The 26,184-nt window shown below is 73.3% G+C and carries 23 protein-coding genes and 1 pseudogene; 14 read left to right on the top strand and 10 right to left on the bottom strand.

Going from position 1 to position 26,184, the window contains the following annotated elements; genetic code table 11:
• Positions 1-6: 6 nt before the first annotated feature.
• A complete protein-coding gene (locus tag ACFPFQ_RS05460; protein ID WP_379615390.1) occupies positions 7-957 on the bottom strand; it encodes a ring-cleaving dioxygenase in 951 nt (316 codons plus the stop codon).
• A gap of 203 nt (positions 958-1,160) precedes the next feature.
• Here ACFPFQ_RS05460 and ACFPFQ_RS05455 point away from each other — a divergent pair, with 203 nt between their 5' ends.
• The 5 genes from ACFPFQ_RS05455 (at position 1,161) to ACFPFQ_RS05435 (ending at position 5,730) form a co-directional block, all read left to right on the top strand.
• Positions 1,161-2,120 carry a helix-turn-helix domain-containing protein gene (locus tag ACFPFQ_RS05455; protein WP_379615388.1) on the top strand — a complete coding sequence of 320 codons (960 nt, stop codon included), beginning with the start codon at positions 1,161-1,163 and terminating at the stop codon, positions 2,118-2,120.
• A gap of 140 nt (positions 2,121-2,260) precedes the next feature.
• Positions 2,261-3,493, top strand: coding sequence for a CoA transferase (locus ACFPFQ_RS05450; protein ID WP_379615386.1), 1,233 nt, complete (start codon positions 2,261-2,263; stop codon positions 3,491-3,493).
• A gap of 172 nt (positions 3,494-3,665) precedes the next feature.
• On the top strand, positions 3,666-4,484 hold the full coding sequence (locus ACFPFQ_RS05445) for an ABC transporter ATP-binding protein (protein ID WP_379615384.1): 819 nt from the start codon (positions 3,666-3,668) through the stop codon (positions 4,482-4,484).
• A complete protein-coding gene (locus ACFPFQ_RS05440; RefSeq protein ID WP_379615382.1) occupies positions 4,481-5,242 on the top strand; it encodes an ABC transporter permease in 762 nt (253 codons plus the stop codon). The genes ACFPFQ_RS05445 and ACFPFQ_RS05440 overlap by 4 nt, the downstream gene beginning before the upstream one ends.
• 59 nt (positions 5,243-5,301) lie before the next feature.
• A complete protein-coding gene (locus ACFPFQ_RS05435) occupies positions 5,302-5,730 on the top strand; it encodes a hypothetical protein (protein WP_379615380.1) in 429 nt (142 codons plus the stop codon).
• Positions 5,731-5,739: 9 nt separating this feature from the next.
• Here ACFPFQ_RS05435 and ACFPFQ_RS05430 read toward each other — a convergent pair whose 3' ends face one another.
• The 3 genes from ACFPFQ_RS05430 to ACFPFQ_RS05420 all read right to left on the bottom strand — a co-directional run bounded on the left by ACFPFQ_RS05430 (position 5,740) and on the right by ACFPFQ_RS05420 (position 11,613).
• Positions 5,740-8,895, bottom strand: a complete 3,156-nt coding sequence (locus ACFPFQ_RS05430; RefSeq protein WP_379615956.1) for a BTAD domain-containing putative transcriptional regulator — start codon at positions 8,893-8,895, stop codon at positions 5,740-5,742.
• Positions 8,896-9,073: 178 nt separating this feature from the next.
• Positions 9,074-10,453, bottom strand: coding sequence for an amidohydrolase family protein (locus ACFPFQ_RS05425; protein WP_379615378.1), 1,380 nt, complete (start codon positions 10,451-10,453; stop codon positions 9,074-9,076).
• On the bottom strand, positions 10,450-11,613 hold the full coding sequence (locus ACFPFQ_RS05420) for a CoA transferase (RefSeq protein ID WP_379615376.1): 1,164 nt from the start codon (positions 11,611-11,613) through the stop codon (positions 10,450-10,452). Before ACFPFQ_RS05420 ends, ACFPFQ_RS05425 begins: the two co-directional genes overlap by 4 nt.
• 107 nt (positions 11,614-11,720) lie before the next feature.
• On the opposite strand from ACFPFQ_RS05420, the gene ACFPFQ_RS05415 reads away from it, so the two are divergent.
• The 7 genes from ACFPFQ_RS05415 to ACFPFQ_RS05385 all read left to right on the top strand — a co-directional run bounded on the left by ACFPFQ_RS05415 (position 11,721) and on the right by ACFPFQ_RS05385 (position 19,505).
• A complete protein-coding gene (locus ACFPFQ_RS05415; protein WP_379615374.1) occupies positions 11,721-12,791 on the top strand; it encodes an enoyl-CoA hydratase/isomerase family protein in 1,071 nt (356 codons plus the stop codon).
• Positions 12,792-12,868: 77 nt separating this feature from the next.
• Positions 12,869-14,023, top strand: a complete 1,155-nt coding sequence (locus tag ACFPFQ_RS05410) for an amidohydrolase family protein (protein WP_379615373.1) — start codon at positions 12,869-12,871, stop codon at positions 14,021-14,023.
• Positions 14,023-14,292 carry a hypothetical protein gene (locus tag ACFPFQ_RS05405; protein WP_379615371.1) on the top strand — a complete coding sequence of 90 codons (270 nt, stop codon included), beginning with the start codon at positions 14,023-14,025 and terminating at the stop codon, positions 14,290-14,292. Before ACFPFQ_RS05410 ends, ACFPFQ_RS05405 begins: the two co-directional genes overlap by 1 nt.
• Positions 14,293-14,316: 24 nt before the next feature.
• Positions 14,317-16,452, top strand: a complete 2,136-nt coding sequence (locus ACFPFQ_RS05400; RefSeq protein WP_379615369.1) for an acyl-CoA dehydrogenase family protein — start codon at positions 14,317-14,319, stop codon at positions 16,450-16,452.
• A gap of 1 nt (position 16,453) precedes the next feature.
• A complete protein-coding gene (locus ACFPFQ_RS05395) occupies positions 16,454-17,686 on the top strand; it encodes a CaiB/BaiF CoA transferase family protein (RefSeq protein ID WP_379615367.1) in 1,233 nt (410 codons plus the stop codon).
• A 28-nt stretch (positions 17,687-17,714) separates the two neighbouring features.
• Entirely contained in the window at positions 17,715-18,026 is a 312-nt protein-coding gene (locus ACFPFQ_RS05390; RefSeq protein WP_379615365.1) for a hypothetical protein, read from the top strand.
• Between the two features lie 6 nt (positions 18,027-18,032).
• Positions 18,033-19,505, top strand: a complete 1,473-nt coding sequence (locus ACFPFQ_RS05385) for a class I adenylate-forming enzyme family protein (protein WP_379615363.1) — start codon at positions 18,033-18,035, stop codon at positions 19,503-19,505.
• A 70-nt stretch (positions 19,506-19,575) separates the two neighbouring features.
• On the opposite strand, the gene ACFPFQ_RS05380 is transcribed toward ACFPFQ_RS05385, so the two are convergent.
• From ACFPFQ_RS05380 to ACFPFQ_RS05370, 3 genes are all read right to left on the bottom strand, one after another.
• A complete protein-coding gene (locus ACFPFQ_RS05380) occupies positions 19,576-20,766 on the bottom strand; it encodes a thiolase C-terminal domain-containing protein (protein ID WP_379615361.1) in 1,191 nt (396 codons plus the stop codon).
• Positions 20,763-21,179, bottom strand: coding sequence for a Zn-ribbon domain-containing OB-fold protein (locus tag ACFPFQ_RS05375; protein ID WP_379615359.1), 417 nt, complete (start codon positions 21,177-21,179; stop codon positions 20,763-20,765). The genes ACFPFQ_RS05380 and ACFPFQ_RS05375 overlap by 4 nt, the downstream gene beginning before the upstream one ends.
• Positions 21,180-21,246: 67 nt before the next feature.
• Positions 21,247-22,293 carry an ankyrin repeat domain-containing protein gene (locus ACFPFQ_RS05370; RefSeq protein WP_379615357.1) on the bottom strand — a complete coding sequence of 349 codons (1,047 nt, stop codon included), beginning with the start codon at positions 22,291-22,293 and terminating at the stop codon, positions 21,247-21,249.
• Positions 22,294-22,515: 222 nt separating this feature from the next.
• Here ACFPFQ_RS05370 and ACFPFQ_RS05365 point away from each other — a divergent pair, with 222 nt between their 5' ends.
• Entirely contained in the window at positions 22,516-22,893 is a 378-nt protein-coding gene (locus tag ACFPFQ_RS05365; RefSeq protein ID WP_379615355.1) for a hypothetical protein, read from the top strand.
• A gap of 92 nt (positions 22,894-22,985) precedes the next feature.
• Here the strand turns inward: ACFPFQ_RS05365 and ACFPFQ_RS05360 are convergent, their stop codons facing one another.
• A complete protein-coding gene (locus ACFPFQ_RS05360; protein ID WP_379615354.1) occupies positions 22,986-24,197 on the bottom strand; it encodes a DUF480 domain-containing protein in 1,212 nt (403 codons plus the stop codon).
• An 82-nt stretch (positions 24,198-24,279) separates the two neighbouring features.
• Positions 24,280-25,290: a helix-turn-helix transcriptional regulator gene (locus ACFPFQ_RS05355; protein ID WP_379615352.1), complete on the bottom strand. Its 1,011-nt coding sequence runs from the start codon at positions 25,288-25,290 to the stop codon at positions 24,280-24,282.
• A gap of 62 nt (positions 25,291-25,352) precedes the next feature.
• Between ACFPFQ_RS05355 and ACFPFQ_RS05350 the strand changes: the two genes are divergently transcribed.
• A complete protein-coding gene (locus ACFPFQ_RS05350) occupies positions 25,353-25,760 on the top strand; it encodes a VOC family protein (RefSeq protein WP_379615351.1) in 408 nt (135 codons plus the stop codon).
• On the opposite strand, the pseudogene ACFPFQ_RS05345 reads toward ACFPFQ_RS05350, so the two are convergent.
• A pseudogene (locus tag ACFPFQ_RS05345) lies at positions 25,726-26,079 on the bottom strand (alpha/beta fold hydrolase); the annotation flags it as partial. The gene ACFPFQ_RS05350 and the pseudogene ACFPFQ_RS05345 sit on opposite strands and share 35 nt — an antisense overlap.
• Positions 26,080-26,184 lie beyond the last annotated feature (105 nt).

Below are 26,184 nucleotides of genomic sequence, written 5' to 3'. Positions count from 1 at the left end.
GCCGGGTCAGATGTCGATCGGTTCGAGCTGGTCGAGCAGCTCCACGCGGCGGGACTCGAACTGCTCGGGCAGCTGGAAGGCACTGCCGAGCTCCTTCGGGGACTCGTCGCAGGTCCAGCCGCCCTCGGGGTGGGTCACCGCGAGCTCGAACAGCGCACCGCCCGGGCTGCGCACGTAGACGGACTTGAAGTACTTGCGGTCCTTGAGCTCGGAGATGTCGGTGTAGCCGGCACCCTCGATGGCGAACTTGAGCTCGTCCTGGTTCTGCAGCGTCTCCGCGTTCCAGGCGAAGTGGTGGATCGTGCCCTCGCCGTAGCGCCACGTGCCGGGGTCGTCGGTGCGGTTGACGACGAGCTCGACGGCGCCGCCGCGGTCGGCCGCGCCGATCTGCAGCGCGACGCGGTCACCCTCCTCGACGAGGTCCTTCGCGAACATGTGCTGAGCGGTGAACTCGACCATGTTCTCCGGGTTCGCGACGTGCACCCCGACCCCGTGGATCCCGTGGATCGCGTGCTCTGCCGGGACGCCGCCGCCGGTCCAGCCCGCACGCGGGTCACCGTCCACACCGACGAGTGCGTACTCGACGCCGCACGGGTGCCGCAGCAGCAGCCGGCGCCTGCCGAGCACCTCGGCGTCGGCCACGTCGACGTGGCGCTCGGTCAGGCGGGCGCTCCAGTAGTCGAGCGAACCGGCCGGGACGGCGAGCAGCACCTCGCGGGCCTGGTTGGTGCCGCGCCTGCCCAGCAACCCGGCCTGCCGGAAGGGGAACGTGGTCACCACGGCGCTCGGGTCACCTGCCGCGTTGCTGTAGTAGAGGTGGTAGATCGGTGTCGACCCGTCGAACAGCACCGTCCGCTTGATGAAGCGCATGCCGAGCGTGCCGACGTGGAAGTCGACGTCCTCCTGGGCCGGGCCCACGGACAACGTCACGTGATGGCTGCCGTCGAGATGGGCCATGAGAAGTTCCTCCACCGGATCGCCGAGCGGCCCACGCTAGAACGCCTCGGGCGCCACGTAGCGAGGACGGCACTGCGCGACAACGATCCAGCCCTGCGGTGCGCTCCGGGACAATGGCGCCACCGGACAACGGCGTCCCGGCCACTGGTGCGGGCCGGGCGGGAGCACGATGATGGCGACAGCGTCGTCACCGGAGACTGCCCATGCCCCTGCTCGTCGACACCAGCACCGTGCCCGCACCCGACCGGTTCGACTACTGGGCAGGCGCCCACGGTCGGGTCCTACATCCGTTGCGGCTGGAACGGCCCGGCCGCGAGCCGTTCACCGGCCGGATCCGGGCACACCGCGTCGGGCCCGTCACCGTGTTCCGCATCGAGGGCGACGCCTCCACGATCGAACGCACCGCACGGCTCGTCGCCCAGCAGGACCCGGAGGAGCTGCAGGTCACCCACCTCGTCCGGGGTCGGTTCCGGATCGAGCAGGGTGGTCGCACCGCCTTCGTCGACGCTGGTGACCTCTCCGGCTACGAGACGTCACACCCCTACCGCGTCGAGTCGGCAGGCCCGTTCGAGCTGTTGCTGTTCGCGCTCCCACGGGCGTTGCTCGGTGCGCGTGCCGAGGCGATCTGCGCCCGGACCGCGATCACCGTCAGCGGCCGCTCGGGGCCGGCGGCGGTCGCCGGTCCGTTCCTGCGCAGCATCGCCGACCGCATCGAGGACGGCAGCCTGGACGCGAACGCGGCCGGGCTGGGTGACTGCGTCGCCGACATGACGCGGATGGTGTTCAGCCCCGACCGTGTGTCCTCGCCGGATCTCGACCGGCCGGGCGACGCGCTGTTCGTGCAGGTCAAGGCCTACATCGAGGGGCACATCGCCGATCCCGCGCTGACCCCACGCAGCCTCGCGGCCGCGCACTTCGTCTCGCCGCGGCTGCTGCACCGCACGTTCGCCGAGCGGGGGCACACCGTCGCCGGTTGGATCCGCACCCGCCGGCTCGACGCGGTGGCCCGGGACCTGGCCGATCCGATGCTGGCACCCTGTTCGATCCGGGCGCTCGCGGTGGCGCGCGGCTTCACCGACGCACCTCACTTCAACCGCCTGTTCCGCCAGGTCCACGGGTGCACGCCAGGGGCGTACCGGGCTGCGCTCACCGGGTCAGGTTGAGCGGTCCCCGGGCCGCATCGCGGGAGTGCTCGGGCACAAACATCGGGTCGCAGGTCCCGGGCAGGGCAGGATCGAGGGGTGAACGTGGTCAGGAGCGGACTCGACAGGCGGACGACCCCGATGCTCGGGCAGGTGGCGCGATGAACGGACCGCTCGACGGGCTGCACGTGATCGAGTGCGCCAGCTTCGTCGCCGGGCCGACGGGTGGCATGACGCTGGCGCAGCTCGGGGCCGAGGTGATCCGGATCGACCCGCTCGGCGGTGGGTCCGACCATCGGCGCTGGCCGGTCGTCGGGGGTGGGACGGGGCCCGCCGAGGCGGAGTCGTACTACTGGGCGTCGTTGAACAAGGGCAAGCGCTCGGTCGCGGTCGACATGCGGTCCGATCGGGGGCGCGAGCTGGTCACCGCACTCGTCACGGCGCCGGGCGCGGATCGGGGGGTGCTGATCGACAACGTCGTCGGGCGCCGGTGGATGTCGAACGAGGCGCTCGTGGCGCGCCGGCCCGATCTGATCCATCTGCGCGTGCAGGGCTATCCCGACGGCCGCCCTGCAGTGGACTACACGGTCAACGCGGAGGTCGGGATTCCGCAGATCACCGGCACGGAGGAGGGCGCGGCGCCGGTCAACCACGTGCTGCCGGCCTGGGACCTGGTCACCGGGTTGTCGGTGTCGACGGCGGTACTGGCCGCGTTGCACGACCGGACCCGGTCGGGGCGGGGTGCCTACGTCGAGCTGGCGCTGGCCGACGTCGCGCTCGCCGGCGTGGCCAATCTGGGCTGGCTGTCGGAGGCGGCCGAGCGGGGGCGGGAGCGGCCCCGCCACGGCAACCACGTGTACGGCAGCTTCGGCACCGACTTCGCGTGCTCGGACGGGCAGCGGGTGATGGTGGTGGCGCTGACCGAGGGGCAGTGGGCCGCGCTGCGGACGGTGACCGGGACGGCCGAGGTCTTCGCCGCGCTGGAGACGGCGCTGGACGCCGACCTGGCGCGGGAGTCGGAGCGCTACCGGCTGCGCGACACCATCGCGGCGGTGCTGAAGCCGTGGTTCGCGGCGCGCGACTCCGCGACCGTGGCGGCGGAGCTGGACTCGGCACGAGTCCTGTGGGGCCGCTACCAGGGGATGCTGGACGTCGTGGCGGCGCACCGGGCCGACCGCCATCCGGTACTGGCGGAGCTGAAGCTGCCCGGTGGCGCTGCGGCGATCACCGCACGGTCACCGATGCGCTGGAACGGGGAGCACGGCGAGGCCGGGCAGGCACCGGACCTCGGTCGGGACACCGCTGCGGTGCTCGCCGACGTGCTCGGCCTCGACGAGCGCGAGATCGGTGGGCTGGTCGACGACAAGGTGATCGCCGCTCCGCTACCCGGCTGAGCCGGGCCGGTCGGCCCACTTCGCATGCCGTCGCACGTCCTCGCACGCGTTCCCACCTGTGCGAGGACGGGGCAGGGTCTGCGAAGTCGGGGCCCGTGCTGGGAGCGGCCGCGTCTGGGCCGTGTCTGACGCGTGTCAGGTGCGTGTCTGGCCAGGCGTCGATGGTGGTCACATGACAAGGACAACGAGAGCGGTACCGGCGCCGGGTTCCGGCGATCCGGCGATCCGGGTGCAGCATCTGGAGAAGTCCTACGACGACCTGCACGTCCTGCGCGGCGTGGACTTCGAGGTGGCGCCGGGCAGCATCTTCGCCCTGCTCGGCTCGAACGGAGCCGGGAAGACCACCGTCGTGCGGATCCTGTCGACGTTGCTACGGCCGGATGCCGGCGTCGCCATCGTCGGGGGATTCGACGTCACGACGGAGCCACTGCGGGTTCGGGAGTCGATCAGCCTGACCGGACAGTTCACCGCGGTCGACGAGATCCTCACCGGTCGGGAGAACCTGGTGCTGGTCGCGAGGTTGCGGCATCTGAAGGCCCCCGGCCAGGTGGCGGACGATCTGCTCGCCCGCTTCGACCTCACCGAGGCCGGGTCGCGGAGGGCGTCGACGTACTCCGGTGGCATGCGCCGTCGGCTCGACATCGCCATGAGCCTGATCGGCCGGCCGAAGGTGATCTTCCTCGATGAGCCGACCACCGGGCTGGACCCGGAGGGACGCATCGAGGTGTGGCGGGTCATCCAGGGGCTCGCCGAGCAGGGGACCACCGTGCTGCTCACCACCCAGTACCTCGACGAGGCCGAGCAACTCGCGGATCGGATCGCCATCCTGCACCAGGGCCGCATCATCGCGAACGGCACTCTCGCCGAACTGAAGCAACTCCTGCCACCGGCGACGGTCGAGTACGTCGAGAAGCAGCCGACCCTGGAAGACATCTTTCTCGCGCTCGTGGGGAACCGCGACACGGACAAGTCCCGGAAGGCCCAGTCATGAGCACCCATTTCTTCGGCGACACGGCGGTACTGCTGGGTCGCTCCATGCGGCACATCTTCCGCAGCGTGGACACGATCATCACCACCGCGATCACACCGATCGCCATGATGTTGCTGTTCGTGTACGTGCTCGGCGGGGCGATCCGGACCGGCACCGACAACTACGTCAACTACCTGCTGCCGGGGATCATGCTGATCGCGATCGCCTCGGGCATCGCCTACACCTCGTTCCGGCTGTTCACGGATCTGAAGAGCGGCATCTTCGAGCGGTTCCACTCCATGCCGATCGCCCGGTCGTCCGTGCTGTGGGCGCATGTCCTGACCTCGCTGGTCGCCAATGGGATCTCCGTCGTGATCATCGTGCTGGTCGGCCTCGTCATGGGGTTCCGCACCTCGGCGGGCCCGCTGGCCTGGCTCGCCGTCGCCGGCATACTGGCGCTGTTCACCCTCGCGCTGACCTGGATCGCGGTCCTCGCCGGGTTGTCGGCGAAGTCCGTGGACGGCGCCGCCGGGTTCTCCTATCCGCTGATCTTCCTGCCCTTCATCAGTTCGGCCTTCGTACCGACGGACACCATGCCAGGACCCGTGCGCTTCTTCGCGGAGAACCAGCCGGTCACCTCGATCGTCAACACGATCCAGGACCTGTTCGCGGAACGCCCGGTCGGCAGCAGCATCTGGATCGCACTCGCGTGGTGCCTCGGCATCCTCGTCGTCGGCTACGCCTTCGCCATGGCCGGTTATCGACGCAAGATCAGCTGAACGAACGGCGAGCACGAAGCCGTCTCCTCGAACTGCAGACACCACCGGGAGAAAACAGCATGTCCACATTCCTCACCCCCGGTCCCATCACCGCCGTCGTGCAGGTGGCCGGCGCTCACGTCCGGGTCGCCGCGAGCGACCGGAGCGACACCGTCGTACTGGTCGAGCCCCTCGACCCGACCAACCGGTTGGACGTCAAGGTGGCCGACCGGACCAGGGTGGCCTTCGCCGGCGGAAAGCTCACGGTCAAGACGACCGTCTCGGGCAACAGCCGCGGTTCCGTCGCCATCACGATCGACCTGCCCACCGGATCCGGCCTGATCGCCTACACGGCGCACTCGACGATCGAAGCTGCCGGCGCTCTGGGCGACTTCGAACTGCACACGGCACAGGGGCAGGTCCAGCTGGAGCGCATCACCGCGCTGCAGGCCGAACGAACGGCGCGTTCGCCCACTCCAGGTGGACGAACGCGCCGTTCGTGTCGGTGAGTCGGGGGCTCAGGGGGCGAGGGTCGGTGCTGCCAGGTCGTCCCAGCTCGTTCGGGTGCCCTCGGCGGTCGACTCGGCGAACCGGGGCTCGCCGAGGTGGTGTCGGACGGCCTGCTCGATCCGGGTCACGTCCGGGTGGGAGCGATCCGGCAACCCCCGCACCGCGGCGCTCGCCGCCAGCAGCCGGGCGGCATCCTCGTGCCGGCCGCGACGCAGCGCCAGGTCCGCGACCCCGACGAGCACGTGCGCGATCGCGGGGCGATACCCCGCCTCGGCCGCCGCCTCGCAGGCCGCGGCGCGGTGCCGCCGGGACTCCTCGAGGTCGTCGGCGAGATAGCCCAGCAGGTCGTGCGTCAGCGCGCGGACGTGCGCCCACTCGGCTTCGTCCCCCAGCGTCCGCATCGCGGCATCGAGGTGGCGGTGCGCCTCCTCGGCATCACCGCGCCAGCGAGCGAGCTCGGCCTGCGACAGGGCGAGCAGTCCGAGCGCACTCGGCCACGTGACCCCCGCCGCGCGCCGTCGGGCCTCGCTCATGGCGGCCGCGCTGGCGTCCGCATCGCCCATCAGCCAGTACAGCTGGGCCTGCCGGGACCGCAGCCGGATCACGTCCTCGACCGATCCGACCTCGGTGACGGCGACGACCGCCTGTTCGTAGTGCTCACATGCCTGCGCGAACTCGCCGCGCGTGGCGATCCGGTCGGCCAGCTCGGACAGGGCGAACGAGAGCCCGAACCGTTCGCCGAGCGCCCGGAACTCGGCGAGCGCCTGCTCGAGGTGCGCGTCCGCATCCCGCCCGCCATGGCCGAGACCGATCCGCATCTTGCCGAGGTGCAGCCGGGCCATGGCCCGCGCCCAGGGGTCCTCGTGGTCCAGCAGCGCTTCCCACGCGGGCAGGACCATGTCCGGCGCCTGCAGCATGCGTTCCAGCGGGACGATGAAGCCGCTGAGCACGTGCCCGGCCTGCCCGTGGCGGCTGAACCGGTACGCCTTGTGGATCCACTCCGTCACCTGGTGCTCGCCGCCCAGCCCGGAGGTCAGGAACTGCACGACGAAGGCGTACACGACGGCCCGGATCTCATCGGGTACCTCGCCCGGCATCGCGGTGGCCGCGGTGACCAGCTCCAGGCCCTCGGTCTTGTGCCCGCTGAGCCACCAGTACCAGCTGGCGCGCGCGGCGAGCCGCATCGCCGCCTCGGCCTCGCCGGCCGCGAGCGCACCACGCATCGCGGAACTGATGTTGTCGTGTTCGGCGTGGAGCGTGGCGAGCCACTCCAGCTGCTCGGCGCGGCGCAGGTGCGGCTCGGCGGCCTCGGCGAGCTCGGTGAAGTGGGCGAGATGCGCACGGCGGGCCAGGTCCGTCTCCCCGGCCTCCGCGAGCCGCTGCGTGGCGTACTCCTTGATCGTGCCGAGCATCCGGTAGCGCGGTGCGCCCGCGCCGTCGACGCGCAGCAGTGACTTCTCGGCCAGTGCGGTGAGCACCTCGATCACCTCCTCCGGCGCGATCGTGGCCTTTTCGGTGCACACCCTTTCGGCGGCCTCCAGGCTCGCCCCGCCCGAGAAGACCGAGAGCCTGCGCAGGACCATCCGCTCGGCGTCGGTGAGCGGCTCCCAGCTCCAGTCGACCATCGCGCGCAACGTGCGGTGCCGGGGCAACGCGGTGCGGCTGCCGCCGGTCAACAGCCCGAACCGGTCATCGAGCCGGTGGGCGAGCTGGTCGACCGACATCGTGCGCAACCGGGCCGCGGCCAGCTCGATCGCCAGCGGCATCCCGTCCAGCGTCCGGCAGATGCGCAGCATCGTCGACAACGCGGCGGCGTCGACCGCGAGATCCTGGCGCAGGGCGCGGGCCCGGTCGAGCAGCAGCTGCACCGCGGGCGAGGCCTCGATCTCGCCGGGACCGGCACCCGCGTCGGGTACGGCCAGCGGCTCGACCAGCCACAGCGCCTCACCGGTGATCCCGAGCGGTTCCCTGCTCGTGGCGAGTATCCGCAACCGCGGGCACTCCCCGAGCAGCCGATGGGCGAACACCGCGGCCGACTCGATCACGTGCTCGCAGTTGTCCAGTACCAGCAACGTCTCCCGCTCGCGGATCGCGGCGACGAGTCGGTCGGTCGGGTCCACGGTGGACGCATCGCCGAGCAGGGCGTCGCGCAGGCCGAACCTGGCGAGCGTCGCCTGGGCGACGTCCCCGTCGGCCCCGACGGCCGCGAGCTCCACCAGCCACACCCCGTCGGAGAAGCCGCCGAGCAGCGAGCGTGCGGTCTCCGTGGCCAGCCTGGTCTTTCCCGCACCGCCCGGCCCGACGAGGGTGGTGAGCCGATGCTCTCCGACGAGCTCGCGGACCACGTCGACATCGACCGCCCTGCCGACGAAGCTGGTCAGCTCGGCACGGAGGTTGGACCGCCGGCCCTCTTCACGGCGGCACTCCTCGCGGCGGCCCACCTCACCGCGCAGCAGCGCGACATGGAGCGCGGAGAGCTCCGGTGCGGGATCGACGCCCAGCGCGTCGGCCAGCGCCTCCCTCGTGCGCTCGTAGACGAGCAACGCCTCCGTGTCGCGACCGGCGGCGACGAGCGCCCGCATCAGCGCTGCGGCGAGCCGTTCCCGCAGCGGGAACGCGGCCACCAGGTCGGTCAGCTCCGCGACCAGCTCGACACCCTGCCCGCCGCTGACCTCCGCATCGAACCGGTCCTCCGTGGCCGTCAGGCGCAGTCCTTCGAGCCGCACGGCCGCCGCATCGAACGCTTCGCTGTCGGGCAGGCCGACGTCCTGCATGGCCGCACCACGCCAGAGGGCGAGAGCCTTCCGCAGCAGCAGTACCCGCTGCTGCTCCTGCGCCTCGCCTGCCTGGCGCACGAGGCGTTCGAACCGCAGCGCGTCGACGGCGTCGGGCTCGACCGTCAACCGGTAGCCGCCGGTCTGCGCATCGACCACCCCGTCCGGCAGCGACTTGCGCAGCCGGGAGGCCAGGCGCTGCAGCGCACCGGCCGCGTCGGACGGTGGCTGCTCACCCCAGATCCAGTCGACGAGCCTGGCCTTCGGCACGACCCGCCCCGGTTCGAGTGCGAGGGCGATCAGCAGCGCGCGCAACCGGGCGCCGGGCACGTCGGCCACGACACCGTCGTCGGCGCGCACCTCGAACGATCCCAGCACCCCGATCCGCACCGCTCGATCTTCCCACGCCGCCTGCGCAGGCCTGCCGGCCGCGACGCTCGCACCCACCGCGGAAGCTCGGCACACACCGCAGAGGCACCGCACACACCGTGGAAGGTGTGTGCGGCCGACCTGCGGTGTGTGCGAGCGCCTTGAGTAATCGGTGTAAGTGGTAGCGGATTTGGGGTATTCACCCGTTGTCGTGCACTCGCCGGCCGTTGATCAGGGTGGCGCGCACGGCCGCCGAGTCGGGCGCCTTGAGCACCTCCGGCAGTGGCGCCGCCAGCAGGACGAGGTCGGCAGGCGCTCCGACGTGGACCCGCCGGGGTGGGCCGCCGGGGTCGTCGGCGGGCGCGAGGTAGGCGGCCAGCGCCTCGGTGGGGGTGAGCCGCTCGGCAGGGCCGGTCACGGTGTCGCCGGGGACACGACGGTGCACCGCCGCCGCGATCACCGACCACGGGTCGAGCGGTCCGTAGGGGGCGTCGCTGGACAGGGCGAGCGGCACTCCCGCAATCAGGAGCGACCGGCACCGGTAGAGATCCCCATGATCCTCGGCGGGCACCTCGCGCAGGTAGCGATCGCCGCGATCGGCGAGGAAACCCGGCTGCGTCACCACGCGCAGCCCGCGCCGCGCCAGCGTGTCGATCAGCTCCTCCGGCACGAGCGCGGCGTGCTCGATGCGGTCGGCGCCATGACTGCCGGCCTCCTCCAATGCCGCGACCAGCAGCACGAGCGCCTCCCGCGTCACGCAGTGCACGGCGACACCGCGCCCCACCGCGTGTGCCGCGCGGATGTCCGCGATGAGCGCGTCCAGCTCGGGCAACCCGGAGTCGGCGAGCACGATCTTGAACGGTCCCGCGGTGACGCCGGGCGGGACGGGGTGGCCGAGCGGGACACCGAGCGCGGTCGTGTGCTGGTCGATCGCCCCGCTGATCGCGGCCAACGCGCCCGGGTCGAGGCCGGGCGTGGCGTCGGTGACGGCGGTGATGCCGAACCGGGAGAGCGTGGCGCCGACCGTGCCCAGATCGGGCGGTTCGGGGTGGGGCAGCCGCGTGCGCAGCCAGTCGTCGGCCCGCCACAGCCGTCCGGTCGGTTCGCCGTGGGCATCGCGTTCGATGCCCCGGTGCGTGGCCCCGGCGAGGCCGAGCAGCCGGGCGGCGCGGCCGTTGACGATCCAGAGCGCGCCGCTGCCGTGCTGCACGCGCACCGGCCGGTCGGCGTGCAGCCCGTCGAGCGCTGCGGTGTCGAGCGGCCCGGCCACCGTCTCGTGGTAGCCGACACCGCGGACCCAGCCGTGCGCGTCGGCCGGGGCAGCGGCCAGCGCGGCGACCAGCGCCGATCGATCGCGGACCGCGGGTGGCCCACACGGCGTCGAGCGGGCCGCCGCCGCCATCGCCAGCAGGTGCAGGTGCTGGTCGACGAGCCCGGGGAGCAGCGCCCCGCCGGACCCGTCGACGGTCTCCTCGCCCGGCTGCGGCTCGAGCGCGCCGATGGCGGCCACCCGGCCGTCCCTCACGCGCACGTCGGTACGACGGCCCCGGACCTCGACGTCACGCAGCACCACGCTCACGGCAGGCGGATCCCGAGCTCCGCCAGCACCGCTGACGTGTCGGCACCACCGACCCGGGCCTCGCCCGCGACGGTCCGCCTGCGTGGTTCTGCGACCGGGACCGGTCCACCGGCGTCGACCACCCAACCCGTCCCGTGGCGACGGGCGGCCGGGGCGGCGCCGACCGGACCGGGATCGAGGGTGTCCGCCACGACTGCTGCCATCGCGATGTCCAGCAGCCTGCCGGGCGGCACCGTGACGGCGAGCGCGGCGGCGGTGAGCCCGGTGAGCGGGTCGGCGATCGCGTCCCCGCAGAACACCGGCCCGCCCAGCGCGTCGAGCGCGACCAGTCCCGCCGCGGCCGCGACGTCGTCGCCGAAGCCGACGCGGTGCGAGTCGCGACCGGCCGCGGTGATCGAGATCCAGGTGGTGCCGGCCCGCGCGGCGGCCTCCGCGTCGAGCCCGAACCCGGCCAGCGCTCGCGGCCGGGATGCCTCGATCACGATGTCGGCCGCCTCCACCAGCGCGGCCATGGCCCGCCTGCCGGCCGGGTCGTCGGGATCGAGGACCACGCTGCGGTGCCCGGCGTGCAGGAGCCGGTAGAAGTCCGGGTTCCCGCGGCGGGCGCCGTCGGGGCGCTGCGGCGTCTCGACCTTCACGACGTCCGCCCCGGCGAGCCCGAGCAGGTGGGCGCACAGCGGTCCGGCCCACAGCGCGCTGAAGTCGACGACGCGCAGTCCCGGCACGGCCCGTCGGGTGCCGCAACCGCGCGGCGGCCGGGCGACCGGGGGAGCGATCGGCGCCGCCGCCACCCCGAGCAGCTGGGCACGTTCGGCGAGATCGGCTCCGGGATGCGCCCGGAGCCACGCGGCGACGCCCGGCCACGGATCGGCGGGCAGCTGGGCCTCGACCAGCGCGCCGAGCAGCGCCGCGTCCCCGGGCCGGGCGCAGGAGACGGCCGCCCACCCGTCGGCGGTGGGCAGCAGCCGACAGCTCCCGCCCACCGACACCGGCCCGCGCCTGCGGTGCCCGGTGAACGCGGCGCGCTCCGACAGCAGCGCCGCACCGTCGACCCGCACCCCGGTGACGTCGGCCAGCAGCGCGGCCAGCTCCCCGGCCCGCGTGGCGGCGCACCCGGGCGGCACGAGCGGTGGCCCTTCGGGATGGCCCGTCAACGCCACGACCCCGCTGCGGGCCCACGCTGCCGTCTGATCTGCGCTGTGATCTGCGCGGGGACCTGTGGGAGCGGCGCCGGGCTGCACCGCGGCGACGATACGCTCACGTCGCGATGACTCTTCCCGGATCGGCCGGCCCCGCATGGACGGACGTGGCCGACCTGGCCACCGGTGCCGCCGGCCACGGCCCGGTGCTGGGCGAGCGCGGTCAGCCGGCCGCTCCGCTGCTGGTGGTGGGTCTGGACGGCGCGGAGGATCTCGCGCCGGTCGTCGTCGAGGCCGCGGCCCGGGCCGTCGCGCGGCTCGACCGGATCGTGGTGGGCGTGGCGGTGCGGGGCGCCCCCGCTCCGGCGCTGCGGGGGTTGACCGAGGCGCTCGATCTCACGCTGGCCCCGACGGCGCCCACCCGGGAGATCGTCGCCGCCCCGGACCCGCGGGCCGCGGTCGACGTGCTCGCGGCGGCGGTCGCGGCGAACCCCCATGCCGCGTCCGTGCTGGCCGGGGTGTTGCGGGTGACGGCGGCGCTGCCCGTCCGCGACGCCCTGGACATCGAGTCGTTCGCCTACTCCACGCTGCTGGGCGGCCCGGAGTTCTCGGCGTGGCTCAGCCGGCGGGGCGAGCGGCCGCCGCCGCCCGGGATGGTGGCCGATCCGGTGCTGGCCGTGCGCGAGGATGGCACGCTGCGGCTCTCCCTCAACCGGCCCGAACGCCGCAACGCCTACGGTCGCGAGGTCCGCGACGCGCTGGTGGCGGGCCTGCAGCTGGCCGTGCTCGACGACGGGATCGACCACGTCGTGCTCGACGGCGCCGGCCCGTCCTTCTGCTCCGGCGGTGACCTCGACGAGTTCGGCACGGCTCCCGACCTCGTCACGGCGCACCTGGTGCGCACGAGAGGAGGGGCGGCCCGGCTGCTGCACGAGCTCCGCGACCGGACGGAGGTGCACGTGCACGGTTCCTGCGTGGGCGCCGGGATCGAGCTGCCCGCGTTCGCCGGCCGGGTCGTCGCCGCCCCGGGAACCACCTTCCTGTTGCCGGAGGTCGCGATGGGGCTGGTGCCCGGTGCCGGCGGGACGGTGAGCATCCCGCGCCGGATCGGTCGCTGGCGCACCCTCCACCTCGCGCTGACGGGCGCCGCCCTCGACGTCGGGGGCGCGCGCCGGTGGGGTTTGGTGGACGAGAATTAATCGGTAGAACTTATACTTGATTTGGGCTACGCTTCGCCGAGCAACGACGGCTGGTGGATTGGTGAGGTGCCCAGGCGATGCCCCTGCGCGACGACATGCAGTTGATCTCCGTGGACGATCACGTGGTCGAGCCGCCGGACGTCTGGCAGAAGCGGCTCCCGCAGCGCTACCTCGACGCCGCGCCCCGGATCGTCGAGGAGGAGACCGAGAGTGGCGGCGCCCCCGCGCACGTCTGGTACTACGAGGGCAGGCGCTACCCGCAGATCGGCCTCAACGCCGTGGCGGGCAAGCGTCCCGAGGAGTTCGGCACCGAGCCGCTGCGCTACAGCGACATGCTGCCCGGCTGCTACGACCCCGAGGCCCGGCTCATCGACATGGACCTCGACGGCAGCCACGCGGCGCTGTGCTTCCCGTCGTTCCCGCGGTTCGCCGGCACCAACTTCCTGATGGGTGAGGACAAGGACCTGTCGCTGCTCTGCGTGCAGGCCTGGAACGACTTCATGATCGACGAGTGGTGCGCGACGGCGCCGGATCGGCTGATCCCGATCGTGATCATGCCGCTGTGGGACGTCGATCTGTGCGTCGCGGAGCTGGAGCGCACCGCAGCCAAGGGCGCGCGCACGGTGTCGTTCTCGGAGAACCCCGCCCCGCTGGGGCTGCCGTCGTTCCACACCACGTACTGGGATCGGTTCTTCGCGCTGGCGGCCGAGGCGCAGATCCCGCTGTCGATGCACTTCGGCTCGTCGGGCAGGGCGCCGACGACGGCACCGGAGGCCCCGTTCGCCACGCAGATCACGCTCTACGGCTGCAACTCGATGTACGCCGCGACCGACCTGATGTTCTCGCCCGTCTTCCACACGCACCCGGAGCTGAAGGTGTCGTTGGCCGAGGGCGGCATCGGCTGGGTGCCCTACCTGCTCGAGCGCGCCGACTACGTCTGGGAGCGCCACCGCCACTACCAGAACGTCAACCAGGAGATGAAGCCGTCGGAGATCTTCGCCCGCAACATCTGGGGCTGCTTCATCGAGGACGAGCACGGCGTGCGCAACCGCGACGTGATCGGCATCGACAAGATCATGTGGGAGTGCGACTACCCGCACTCGGACTCGAACTGGCCCAACAGCCGCAAGAAGGCGGCCGACGTGCTGGCCGGGGTGCCCGACGACGAGGCGCACAAGATCGTCGAGCTGAACGCAAGGGAGCTGTTCCGCTTCCCGCGAACGGCGCCCTGATGCCGCTGCCCGACCCGAACGCCTCCGACTGGAGCGAGCTCGACCTGCTGATGGTCGCCGACGCCGTCGAGCGCCTCGGCGCGGAGCGGGTCACGCTGCTCGCCGAGATCGACGCCGAGATCGATCCGGACCGGCTCGGGGCGGCGCAGCGGCGCCTGCAGCAGCTGGAACGCTCGCTCGCCCGCGCCGAGACGGCGACCCCCGTGGTGACACCCGGCCGCGTCCGGACCCGGGCCGAGGTCGCGCAGACCCCCGGTCCCCCCGACTGACCGACGACCCTGGAGCACCCGTTCATGGCACTCGCCCTCACCCCGGAGCACGAGGAACTGGCGCAGGTGGTCCGCGCCGTCGCCGCGGCCGAGGATCTGCGCGCGGCCACCCGTGCGGCGCTGGAGACCGGCACCGCAGACCCGGGGCCGCTCTGGAAGCGCATCGGCGAGCTGGGCTGGCTCGGGCTGCACCTGCCCGAGGAGCACGGCGGCTCCGGCTTTGGGCTGCCGGAGACGGCGGTGGTGGTCGAGGCGCTGGCCGCGGCGCCGATGCACGGGCCGTTCCTCTCCACGGTGGTGGCCTCGGCGGTCGTGGCCGCCGTCGGCACGGCGCAGCAGCGGGCCCGGCTGCTGCCCGGGCTGGCCGACGGGACCGTGGCGGCGTCGGTGCCGGTGGCCGGTGGGCTGCAGCTCGGCGGCCGGTGGGCCGCCCTGCACCTGGTGGCCTCGGGTGCCGACGACCTCACCGTCGCCACCGGCCCGGCCGGTGTGCCGGTGCCCGGCCTGGACCCGTCGCTCGGGCTCACGCGGATCGCCCCGACCGGCGTGGTGGACGTGCTGGTCGGCGGCGCGGCCGTGGCTCGCCGGGTGCTGCGCGTGCTGGCCGCGGCGGAGGCGTCCGGCGGGGCGCACGCCACCCTGCGCACCGCGCGGGACCACGCGGCTGTCCGCGAGCAGTTCGGCCGTCCCATCGGCGGCTTCCAGGCCGTCAAGCACCACCTCGCCGACATGTTGCTGCGCGCCGAGCTCGCCACCGCCGTCGCCTGGGACGCCGCCCGCGCCGCTCCCGGTCCCGCGGCCGACCTGGCCGCGGCGCTGGCCGTCGTGCTCGCCGGTGACGCCTACGAGCGCAACGCGCGGATGCAGATCCAGGTGCTGGGTGGCATCGGGTTCACCTGGGAGCACGACGCCCATCTGTTCCTGCGCCGCGCGTCGGCGCTGCGCGCGCTCACCGGACCGGCCGTCGGCGTCGAGGACGAGGTGGCCGCTTCGGTGCGCAGCGGTGTCCGGTTGCCCCAGGGCGTCGACCTCCCGGAGGAGGCGCAGCGGCACCGCGTCGAGGCCCGTGCCTTCGTCGAGCGGTTCGCCGCGGCGGCGCCGGAGGTGCGGCGCGGCCTGCTCGTGGAGTCCGGGTACCTGGTGCCGCACTGGCCCCGGCCATGGGGCCGGGCGGCGGGCGCGGTGGAGCAACTCGTGGTGGAGGAGGAGCTCGCCGGCATCGACGTGCCGAACCTGCAGATCGGCGGTTGGGTGCTCCTGACGATCCTGCAGACCGCGACGGCCGAACAGGTCGAGGAGATCGTCGGTCCCGGCCTGCGTGGTGAGCACCGCTGGTGCCAGCTGTTCAGCGAGCCCGGCGCCGGCTCCGACGCCGCCGCGGTGTCCACCCGTGCCGTGCGCGCCGACGGTGGCTGGCGCGTCACCGGCCAGAAGGTGTGGACCAGCGACGCGCAGCACTGCGACCGTGGCCTCGCCACCGTCCGCACCGATCCCGACCGGCCCAAGCACCAGGGCATCACCGCGATGGCGATCGACCTGACGGCACCGGGGGTCACCGTCCGCCCGCTGCGCGAGATCACGGGCGACGCCCTGTTCAACGAGGTCTTCCTCGACGACGTTTTCGTCCCCGACGCCGACGTGATCGGCGAGGTGAACGGCGGCTGGGCCGTCGCGCGGGCGACGCTGGGCAACGAGCGCGTCACGATCGGCACGCTCGTCGACCAGTACCGGTCGGCGTTCTCCCTGTTCGAGCTCGTGGACCGGTACGCCCCCGGAGACGTCGGCCTCCACCGGCAGATCGCCGTGCTGGCCGCGCGCGAGCGCGCGATCGAGCTGGTCAACCTCCGCGAGGTGCAGCGGGCGGTGCAGGGCTTGACGCAGGCGGCCACGGCGGTCGGCAGCCTGACCAAGCTCGCCGTCGCCGAGCACACCCAGCACGTCACGGAGCTGGCGATGCGCATCCTCGGCCCGGCCGGGGTCGCGGATGCGGAGCCCGCCGTCACCACGGAGTACCTGTTCGACCGGGCGATGACGATCGCGGGTGGTACCTCGGAGGTGAGCCGCAACGTCATCGCCGAGCGGTTGCTCGGCCTGCCCCGGGAGATCACGCCCAACGCCGGGGCCCGTGCCGGCACGGGCACGACGAATCGAGGAGGGTGAGATGCCGGGTCCGATGACCGGGGTGCGCGTCCTGGAGGTCGCGCAGTACACGTTCGTCCCGGCGGCCGGTGCGGTACTCGCCGACTGGGGGGCCGAGGTCATCAAGATCGAGCACGCCGAGCGCGGCGACGCCCAGCGCGGCATCGTGAAGATGCTCGGCAACGACGCCTACAGCGCGGGATCCTCGTTCGTCCCGATGATGGAGGGTCCCAACCGTGGCAAGCGCAGCGTGGGGCTGGCGCTGGACAACCCGGCAGCGCGGCCCGTGCTGGAGGAGCTCGTTCGTCGCAGCGACGTGTTCCTCACCAACTACCTGCCCTCCGCCCGGGCCAAGCTGCGCATCGACGCCGACGACATCCGCGCGATCAACCCCGACATCGTCTACGTGCGCGGCAGCGGGTTCGGGGCCCGTGGCCCGGACGCCGACAAGGGCGGCTACGACAGCACCGCGTTCTGGGCGCGCGGTGGCAGCGCGGCGGGCGTCACGCCGCCGGACGCGGATCGGCTCGTCCGGATGCCCGCGGGCGCGTACGGCGACTCGATGGGGGGCATGACGATCGCGGGCGGCATCGCCGCGGCTCTCTACCGCCGGGCCACCACGGGTGAGACGTCGATCGTCGACGTCTCGCTGCTCGGCGTCGGCGCCTGGGCCACCCAGAGCACCGTCAACCTGGCGCTGATGGCGGGCAGGCCCATCCCGCAGAAGGTCCGGCCGCGACACGGCTCGGCGAGCAACCCGCTCAGCGGCTCCTACCGCACCTCCGACGACCGCTGGATCGAGCTGACCATGCTCCAGCCCGGCCGGTACTGGCCCGAGTTCTGCGCCGTGGTGGGCCGGCCCGAGCTCGCCGTCGACGAGCGGTTCGACACCACCGCGAAGATCATGGCGAACGCCGCGGAGGCCGGTGCGCTGGTCGCGGAGATCATGGCGGGCCGCACGTTCGCCGAGTGGTGCACGGTCCTCGCCCGCGGCAGCGGGCAGTGGGCGGCCGTGCAGGACGCGTGGGAGGTCGGCCAGGACCCGTCGCTGCGGGCCAACGGGTTGATCGCGCGCGTCACCGACGCCGAGGGCGCCGAGCGCGAGCTGGTGGCGAGCCCCGTGCAGTTCGACGAGGCGCCGCCCGCGCTGACGCGGGCTCCGCAGTTCGCCGAGCACACCGACGAGGTGCTGCGCGAGCTGGGCCTCACCGACGACGAGCTGATCGCGATGAAGATCGCGGGCGCGGCGACGTGAACCGCGAGATCGAGAAGGAGCAGGCCCGATGAAGGCACGCGTCGGACAGATCCTCGCCAGCACCGTCGACGCCACAACGGTGATCGTCATCCGCTGGCCGGACGGCGACATCGACATCACCTGCGGTGGCGCGCCGATGGTGGATCCGAAGGGGCCTGACGCGGGTGCGACCCACGCAGGCGACCCGGATCAGCAGGCAGGCACCCTGCTGGGCAAGCGCTACGCCGCGCCTGCGCTGGGGGTGGAGCTGCTCTGCACCAAGCCGGGCGGCGGCACGCTCGCCGTCGCGGGGGAGGCGCTGCCGGTCAAGACGGCGTCACCGCTGCCCGCGTCGGACTGATCCGCGATGAACGTGACGGTGCTGCTCGACATGGCGGTGGAGGGGTTCGGCGACCGCGTGGTCGCGGGCCCGCGCTCGGGCGGTCTGACCGCGGCCCGGCTGCAGGCGCTCGCCCGGGGCGGTGCGCGGCTGCTGCGCGACGCCGATGCGCTCGTCTACCTGGCCGTGAACGGCCCGGCGTTCCCGGCGGCGCTGTTCGCCGCCGCCACGGCGGGTGTGCCGCTGGTGCCGGTGAACTACCGGCTCGGCGCCGAGCAGCTCGACGGCATACTGGCCCGCCACCCGGGTGCGCTGGTGATCGCCGACGAGGGCCAGGGCCGGACGCCACAGGAGTGGCTCGCCGACGCAGCCGCGGCCACCGGGGGGTCGTCGGATGCGCCCGAGGCCCCGGACGCCCCGGCCGTGGTGATCTACACGAGCGGCACCACGTCGGCGCCCAAGGGCGTGCTGCTGCGCCACGAGAACCTCGTGTCCTACGTGCTCGGCACCGTCGAGTTCGCGTCGGCCGAGGAGGACGAGGCGTCGCTCGTCAGCGTGCCGCCGTACCACATCGCGGGTGTCTCCAACGTCCTGACCAGCCTGTACGCCGGCCGGCGGGTCGTGACGCTGCCCGCGTTCACCCCGGAGGGCTGGCTGGCGCTGGTGCGGGCGGAGGGCGTCACGTCCGCGATGGTGGTGCCGACGATGCTCGCGCGGATCATGGAGCGCCCCGACCTCGACAGCGCAGACCTCGACCGCACCCTTCCCGCGCTGCGCTCCCTCGCCTACGGCGGGGCCCGGATGCCCCCGCGCGTCATCGACGCAGCGCTGCGGGAGTGGCCGCACGTCGGGTTCGTCAACGCCTACGGCCTCACCGAGACCAGCTCCACGATCACCGTGCTGGGCCCGGCGGAGCACCGGGCCGCGCTCGCGTCCGACGATGCCGACGTGCGCGCGCGGCTGGGCTCGGCGGGGCGGGCCGTCCCGGGCATCGAGATCGAGGTCCGCGCCGACGACGGCTCGGTGGTGGCGCCGGGCGTGGCCGGGCGGATCTGGGTGCGCGGTGACCAGGTGTCGGGGGAGTACGCGGGGTCCGGGCCCGCGGTCGACGACCGGGGCTTCTTCGACACCCGCGACCAGGGCCGCCTCGATGCCGAGGGCTACCTCTTCGTCGACGGGCGGGTGGACGACACGATCATCCGCGGCGCGGAGAACATCGCGCCCGCCGAGATCGAGGACGTCCTGCTGCGCCACCCCGACGTCGCCGACGCCGTGGTGGTCGGCACCCCGGACGAGGAATGGGGCCAGCGCGTCGAGGCCGTGGTGGTGCCGGTGGCCGGGCGCGCGGTCGACGGCGACGCACTGCGGGAGCACGTGCGGGCGGCGCTGCGCGGTTCCCGGACCCCCGACCGCATCGTCGTCTGGGCGGAGATCCCCCGCAACGTCACCGGCAAGATCGTGCGGCGCGAGATCGCCGCCGAGCTGACGGGCCGCAGCTAGCCCACGCATACCGTCAGGGGCTCACGCACACCGTCAACGGTGTGCGTGAGCCCCTCGCGGTGTGCGTCAGCTAGCGGCGGGTCAGGAGCGTTGCGCCGGCTATCGGGCCGCCGCCGTTCGCCACGACCGCCACCTCCGCGTCGCGGATCTGGCGCGATCCGGCCTGGCCGCGCAGCTGCACCACGGCCTCGTGCAGCAGGCCGAAGCCGTGCAGCCGGCCCCCGGACAGCTGCCCGCCCGCCGTGTTGAGCGGCAGCCGCCCGTCCGGCGCGATGTTCGCCCCGCCGTCGAGGAACGGCCCGCCCTCGCCCTGTGCGCAGAACCCGAGCGCCTCCAGCCAGACGAGCGCCAGGATGCTGAAGCCGTCGTAGAGCTGGGCGATGTCGACGTCGGAGGGCTTCAGGTCGGTGCGGCTCCACAGGTGCCGGGACGCGCCCTGGGCGGCCATCGACGTCAGGTCCGCGTACTGGTCCCATGACGGGCGTCCGTGCAGGGCGGTGCCGAACGCCTCGATCCCGACGGCGCCGTGCGGAGCGTCCGGTGCGTACGCGGCCGGGGAGACGACGAGGGCGGTGGACCCGTCGACCGGCACGTCGCAGTCGAGCAGGCACAGCGGTGTGGAGATCATCCGGGCGGCCAGGTAGTCGTCGAGGCCCAACGGTGCGGTGAACACCCCGAACCCGGGGTCGAGCGCGGCACCCCGACGGGCCGCCAGCGCGATCTGCCCCAACTGCTCGCGCGTGGTGCCGTAGCAGTGCATGTGGCGCATCGCGACCGGTGCCAGCCAGTTGACCGCGGACACACCACCGAACGGCGCGCTCCACTCGCCGATCCCGCTCGCTGCCGGCTCGGCACCCGGCAGCACCGAGCCCCGCCCGGCCGCGCCCTGCGCGCTGGACTCGGTGACCGTGCGGTAGACGACGACGTGCCGGGCGAGGCCGGTCGACACCGCCATCGCCGCGGACACGAGCGCCCCGAGCTGCCCCGGCAGCTCGGCGGCACCGACGAACCAGGACAGGTCCAGCCGCAGCGCGTCCTGCACCGCGGCGGGCGGCGGACCCCCGTAGCCGTGGGTCTGGTCGGCGTACCCGCCGGGATAGGTCGACAGGCCGTCGACGTCTGCGCGGGTCAGGCCGGCGTCGGCGAGCGCGGCGAGCACCGCGTCGAGGGTGAGATCGAGGGAGGAGCGGCCGAGTCGGCGGCCCACGGCGGAGCGGGCGACCCCGCTGATCACCACGTCGTGCTCGAACGGGCGGCTCATGCGGGGCCGTCCGGGGTGAAGAGGGGGTAGTGGCTGCCGTGCCGCTCGACGAAGACGACGCGCACCGGCATGCCGATGTGCACCTCCTCCGGAGCGACGCCGACGACGTTGCTGGTCAGGCGCAGGCCCTCCTGCTCGGGCAGCTCGACCACGGCGTAGACGTAGGGCTGCTGGCCGGGTGTCCACTCCTGGACGTTGATCGTGAAGGTGTGGACGGTGCCGCGCCCCGACACCGCCGCCGGCGCGACCTCGACAGCCAGGCAGCGCGGGCAGCGTGACGTGGGCGGATGGGTGTAGTAGCCGCACGCGCCGCAGCGCAGGATGCGCAGCAGGCCGTCGGCACCCGAGCTCCAGAAGAAGCGGGTCAGCGGGTCGTCGGCGGGCGCGGCCCGGCTCAGCAGCGGATCGATCACGAGCTCCCGTCCTCAAATCGGCCAAATGTGTAGCGTATTCCGACGGGCGAGGCACGTCGAGAGGAGGTCACCGCGGGCCGGATGCGGGGCCACCCCGGGTGCCGGGCGCGAGCAGTGCCTCGACCCGATCGTGGTGGGAGCCGTCCTGCTGCGTGGCCCGCCCGGCCCGGCAGCGATCCAGCGCGGTGCGGTGCTCGGGATCGCGCAGGTTCGGGTCGGCGTGGTGGGCGAGCAGGTGCGCCACACCCGCCGGACGCCCGTTCTCCGCTGCTGTCCACAGTGGCTGTCGACCCCAGATCCGGTCGACGCCGTCGATCGGGGTGCCGGCGGCCACGAGCTCGTCGATGACGTCGAGCCGCTCGTGGTCGGCCGCCATGACCAGCGCGCGGATCCGGTCCTGTTCGGACTCCGTGCCGAGCTCCCACCCGGTGAGATCTCCGGCTGCGGCCGCGATGGCGAGGCTGCCGACCTCGGCTCCGGCGCCGACGAGCACGTCCACGACGGCGGTCATGCCGAAGATCGCCGCGTGTTCCAGCGCGGTCGCCCCCGGGATGCCGCCCGCCGTCGGTGCGGCCACGGCTGCGAGGTCCGCGCCCGCGTCGATGAGCACCTGGGCGACGCCGGCATCGCCATAGCTCGCGGCCGTGATCAGCGGGGTCTCCGGATCACCCGCGGCGCCGTCGACCGGCGCGCCTGCGCGCAGCAGCGCCCGGGCCATCGCCGCCGTGCCGGGGACTTCCCGCCAGATCCTGGCGGCGGTGTCGTAGCGCAGCATCGCGACGTAGCTCAGCGGCGCCGTCCCGTGCGGATGATCGGACCAGTTCCGCAGCGGGGACGTCGCCGAGCCCGGGTCCCGCGCCAGCGCAGCGGTGAGCCGCCCGAGGTCGCGGTCGTCGAGGATGCGGCGGCGGTCGACCTCGGCGCGCAGCTGCACCCAGCTCGGGAACCCGTGTTCGCGCGCGATGGCGAGCTGGGCCGTGGCCAGCGCCACCCGATCCGCCACGGCATCGATGCGGGATCGCGCCGCGCGATCACCGGCCCTTGCGGCGTGCAACAGATCCTTCGCCCGGTGGCGCAGCTGCTCCAGATCCGGGCGGGACGGCAGCGCGGGCATGCGGACTCCTCGCCGGCTCGAGGTCCGCGTGCCGAGCCGGGAAGGAGGTCGGCAACGCGGGGTCGATCGGCCTCGTACCGCGGAGGTGGACTCAGTCCTGCCCGCGGACCCGGAAGCGCCCTCCAGCACTCACGCGTGACGATAGCGCCCCGACCCGAGGAGAGCGCCAGTTCAGGTGCCGACGGGAGCGTCGAGGGCGGTCTCACGACTACGGTGGCACAGGTGGATGCGCCGCGGGTTCTGGTGATCGGGCTCGATCCGTACCGGGTGCCCGGGCCATGGGACCCGGCGCCCGTTGCCGAGGCGATCGCCGCCGGGATGACGCGGTTCGCCGAGGCCGGGGTCGCGGTCGAGTCCTGCCTGTTCGGTCTCGACGGGAGCGACGACATCGAGGCGGTCGTGACGGCCGCGCTCGGGCGTGCGGTGTGGGAGGTCGTCGTCGTGGGCGGCGGTGTCCGCAAGCCGGAGGACCAGGTGGAACTGTTCGAGCGGATCATCAACCTGGTGCACCGGCTTGCACCCGATGCCGCGATCGCCTTCAACAGCACGGCGAGCGACACGTTCGATGCCGCGGCTCGCTGGCTGGACGCACCGGGCTGAGCGGGCCACTTCGCACATCGTGACCCGTCTTCGCACGGCGTGGAACGTGTGCGAGGACCGGTGACGGTGTGCGAAGTCGCCCGGTCTTGCGATCAGAGCGGTCGGCGGGCCATGACGTAGAGGCGGTCGGTGGGCGTCTCCACGTCGAGGAGGGGCGAGCGCCGGTACCACTCGACGTCCACCAGCCCGGCGGCGGTGACGGCGTCGAGCACCTCGGCCGCGTTGTGCAGCACGAAGTCCAGGTCCACGGCGGCACCGAAGATCTCGTCGACGTGGTGCACCTCCTCGCCCTCATGCAGGGCCAACGCCAACCGGCCGCCGGGAACCAGCAGCCGGGCGAGGCCGGCGATCACGGCCGGGAGCTCGGAGGTGGCCATGTGCACGAACGCGTACCAGGCGGTGATGGCCGACCAGCCGGCGGCGGCGCGCGGGCGCAGCAGGTTCGTCAGGTCACCGACCTGGAACTCGACGTCCGGGAACAGCTCCCTGGCCTGGTCGATCATCACGGGGGACAGGTCGACGCCGAGCACCGACGCGCCGGCTGCCGCGAGCCGGGCCGCGATGTGCCCGGGCCCGGTGCCGACGTCCGCGACCGGTCCGCCGTCCGCGTCGACCGCGATGCGGTCGAGCAGCCAGCAGTCGAACGGCTTGTGCGCCAGCTCGCCGGCCAGCTCGCGCGCGTAGCCCGGGGCGGCGGCGTCGTAGCCGGCGAGCACGCGGGCGTCCCGCGCCGCGGTACCCTCGGCGATCACGACATCGCGATCGACGTGCGGGGCGGGGGGCGTCACCGACTCCGGCAGCGGCCCGAGCAGATGAGCCCACCGCCGGTCCTGCTGACCCGGTCGCTGCTCCAGCTCGACGACCAGCGGCTCCGGCAGCTCCGCCAGGCCGCGGAGCGTCGCCTCCACCGCGGTGCGGTCCTCGAAGGGGTGCAGCCGGGTGGTCCGGGTCCGCAGCTCGCCGGGGGCCTGGGGCCCGCGCAGCAACAACACGGTCAGCACCGCCACCTCGGGCTCGCCGACCCCGAGGTGCTCCTCGAGCCGCTGGTGGTACTTCAGCACCCGCGAGCCCGCGCCCGTCCACACCGGCCGGACCAGCTCGCGGTCCCGCAGTTCCTTGAGCGTCGGCTGCAGCAGCGCGTCGTCGAAGTCGGTGATCGGATCCCGGTTGCTCGTCTGGTTGCAGGCCGTGCGCAGGGCGGTGAGGGTGAGCGGGTAGCTCGCCGGGACCGTGCGCTGCTTCTCCAGGAGCGCGCCCAGCACGCGCTGCTCGACGGCGGACAACTGCGGTCGCAACTCGGCCACGCCGCGAGCCTAGTACGGCGGACACCGGTGACGGCGCCAACCCGTTGGCCGCGGCGCCGATGTCGGGACGTCGGCGCGGTGGCTACGGGGTTGGCGCGGTGGGGTCTGTCGGTGCCGGCGCCAACGGTGTGGCCTCGGCGCCGCTGCTGAGTCGCGCTGCCAGCGACCGCAGGAGATCGCGCAGCGCTTCGGGTTCCTCCACGGCGAACGGCAGGTCCAGCCCGGCGAGCACGGCGGGTACCCAGTCCAGCCGTTCGGCCTGCAGCCGCACGCGGACCCAGCCGTCGCGGTCCGGGACGGGGTGCACGGTCGCGAGGCCGGTCGGCAGCCGGGACCGGACGCGCTCGACCGTGCCCTGGACCCGCACCGAGACCGCATGGCGGCGCGGTGCCTGCGCCAGCCCGGACAGGACGTGCTGCGTGGGGTCGAACCCGCGGGGGAGCTCGAAGGTCCCCGGTTGCAGCTGAGGTGCGGTGATCCGGTCGAGGCGGAAGGTCCGGGTCTCGCCACTGGCCGAGTCCGCTCCGGTGACGTACCACCGTCCGGAATGGGCGACGATGCCGTACGGGTGCAGGGTCCGCTCGCTGCGCCGCCCGTCGGGTGCGGTGTAGGCCATCGCGACCGGCCGGCGGTCGCGGGCCGCCTCGGCGACGATGAGCAGTACGGTCGTCTCGACCTCGGTCCCGGCGGTGCTGCCGACGGTCAGCTCGCTGGACTGCAGCAGCGCGTCCAGCCGACGTCCCAGCGTTGCCGGCAGCACGCGCTGCACCTTCGCCAGAGCGCTCTCGACCGCGGTGACGGAGGTGGCCACCAGACCCGTCCGGCGCCCGAGGATCAGTCCCAGCAAGACGGCGAGGGCCTCGTCGTCGGTGAGCATCAGCGGCGGCATGCGGTACCCGGGCTCGAGCCGGTACCCGCCGTAGCGGCCGCGCAGCGACCGCACCGGGATCCCGAGGTCCCCCAGGTGCTCGACGTAGCGCCGGACGGTGCGCTCATCGACGTCCAGCCGGGCCGCCAGCTCACCGACCGTGCGCGTACCACCGGCCTGCAGGATCTCGAGCAGGGCGAGCATCCGCGTGGTGGGTCGCGTCATGGCGGAAGTATGCCGCTGATACCGGGCGGGGACTGTCCGGTACCGGTCCTAACGTGCTGGTCATGAGCAACCACATGCTGGTGTCGATCCGCCTCATCACCGACGATGTCGCCCGCTTGGCCGGCTTCTACGAGCAGGTCAGCGGGTTGCCCGTCCGATGGTCGACGCCCGACTTCGCCGAGCTCGAGACGCCGGCGGGCACGGTCGCCATCGGCAGCACGCGCACGGTCGCGCTGTTCGGGGCCGGCTCGGCCCGCGCCGCCGACAACCATTCCGCGATCATCGAGTTCCTCGTCGACGACGTCGACGCCGAGTACGAGCGGCTCCGGCCACTGACGAGCACGTTCGTCGCCGCGCCGACGACGATGCCGTGGGGCAATCGCTCCCTGCTGCTGCGTGACCCCGATGGCAACCTCGTCAACCTGTTCACCCCGGTCACGCCGGAGGCGAAGGCGAAGTTCGGGCGTTGACGACCGGGTCAGGACGTGTCCGGTCCCGAGACCTGGACGCCCGCGGCGCGCAGCTTCGCCTCGACGAGCACGGCCCAGCCGGGCCCCGGCTGATGGGCGCTGCTCGCCGTGGTGGGCGATCAGCCGGTAGCGGGTGGCGGCCTCGCTGCAGGCCCGTCACGCCTCGCCGGTCAGCCCCCACGGAACCGCGCCGTCGACCGGGACCACGCCGGCGACCCGGTGCGGGTTTCGGGCGGGCCCAGTGCACCGCGACCGCCGCGCCGTAGGACCAGCCGACCAGCAGCGGCCGCTCCACGCCGGTCGCCTCGATGATCGCGTCGACGTCGCGAAGGCACGCTTCGAAGGAGTAGTCCGCGGATCGCTTCGATGTCGTCGACGGGCACCATGCCGGTCCAGGATGAGGTGATCGACCTGGTCATGCGAC

The organism is Pseudonocardia sp. GCM10023141 (genome assembly GCF_042653605.1).
Note: the sequence above shows the minus strand (reverse complement) of the source record. Positions and strands in the feature narration are given on the sequence as shown.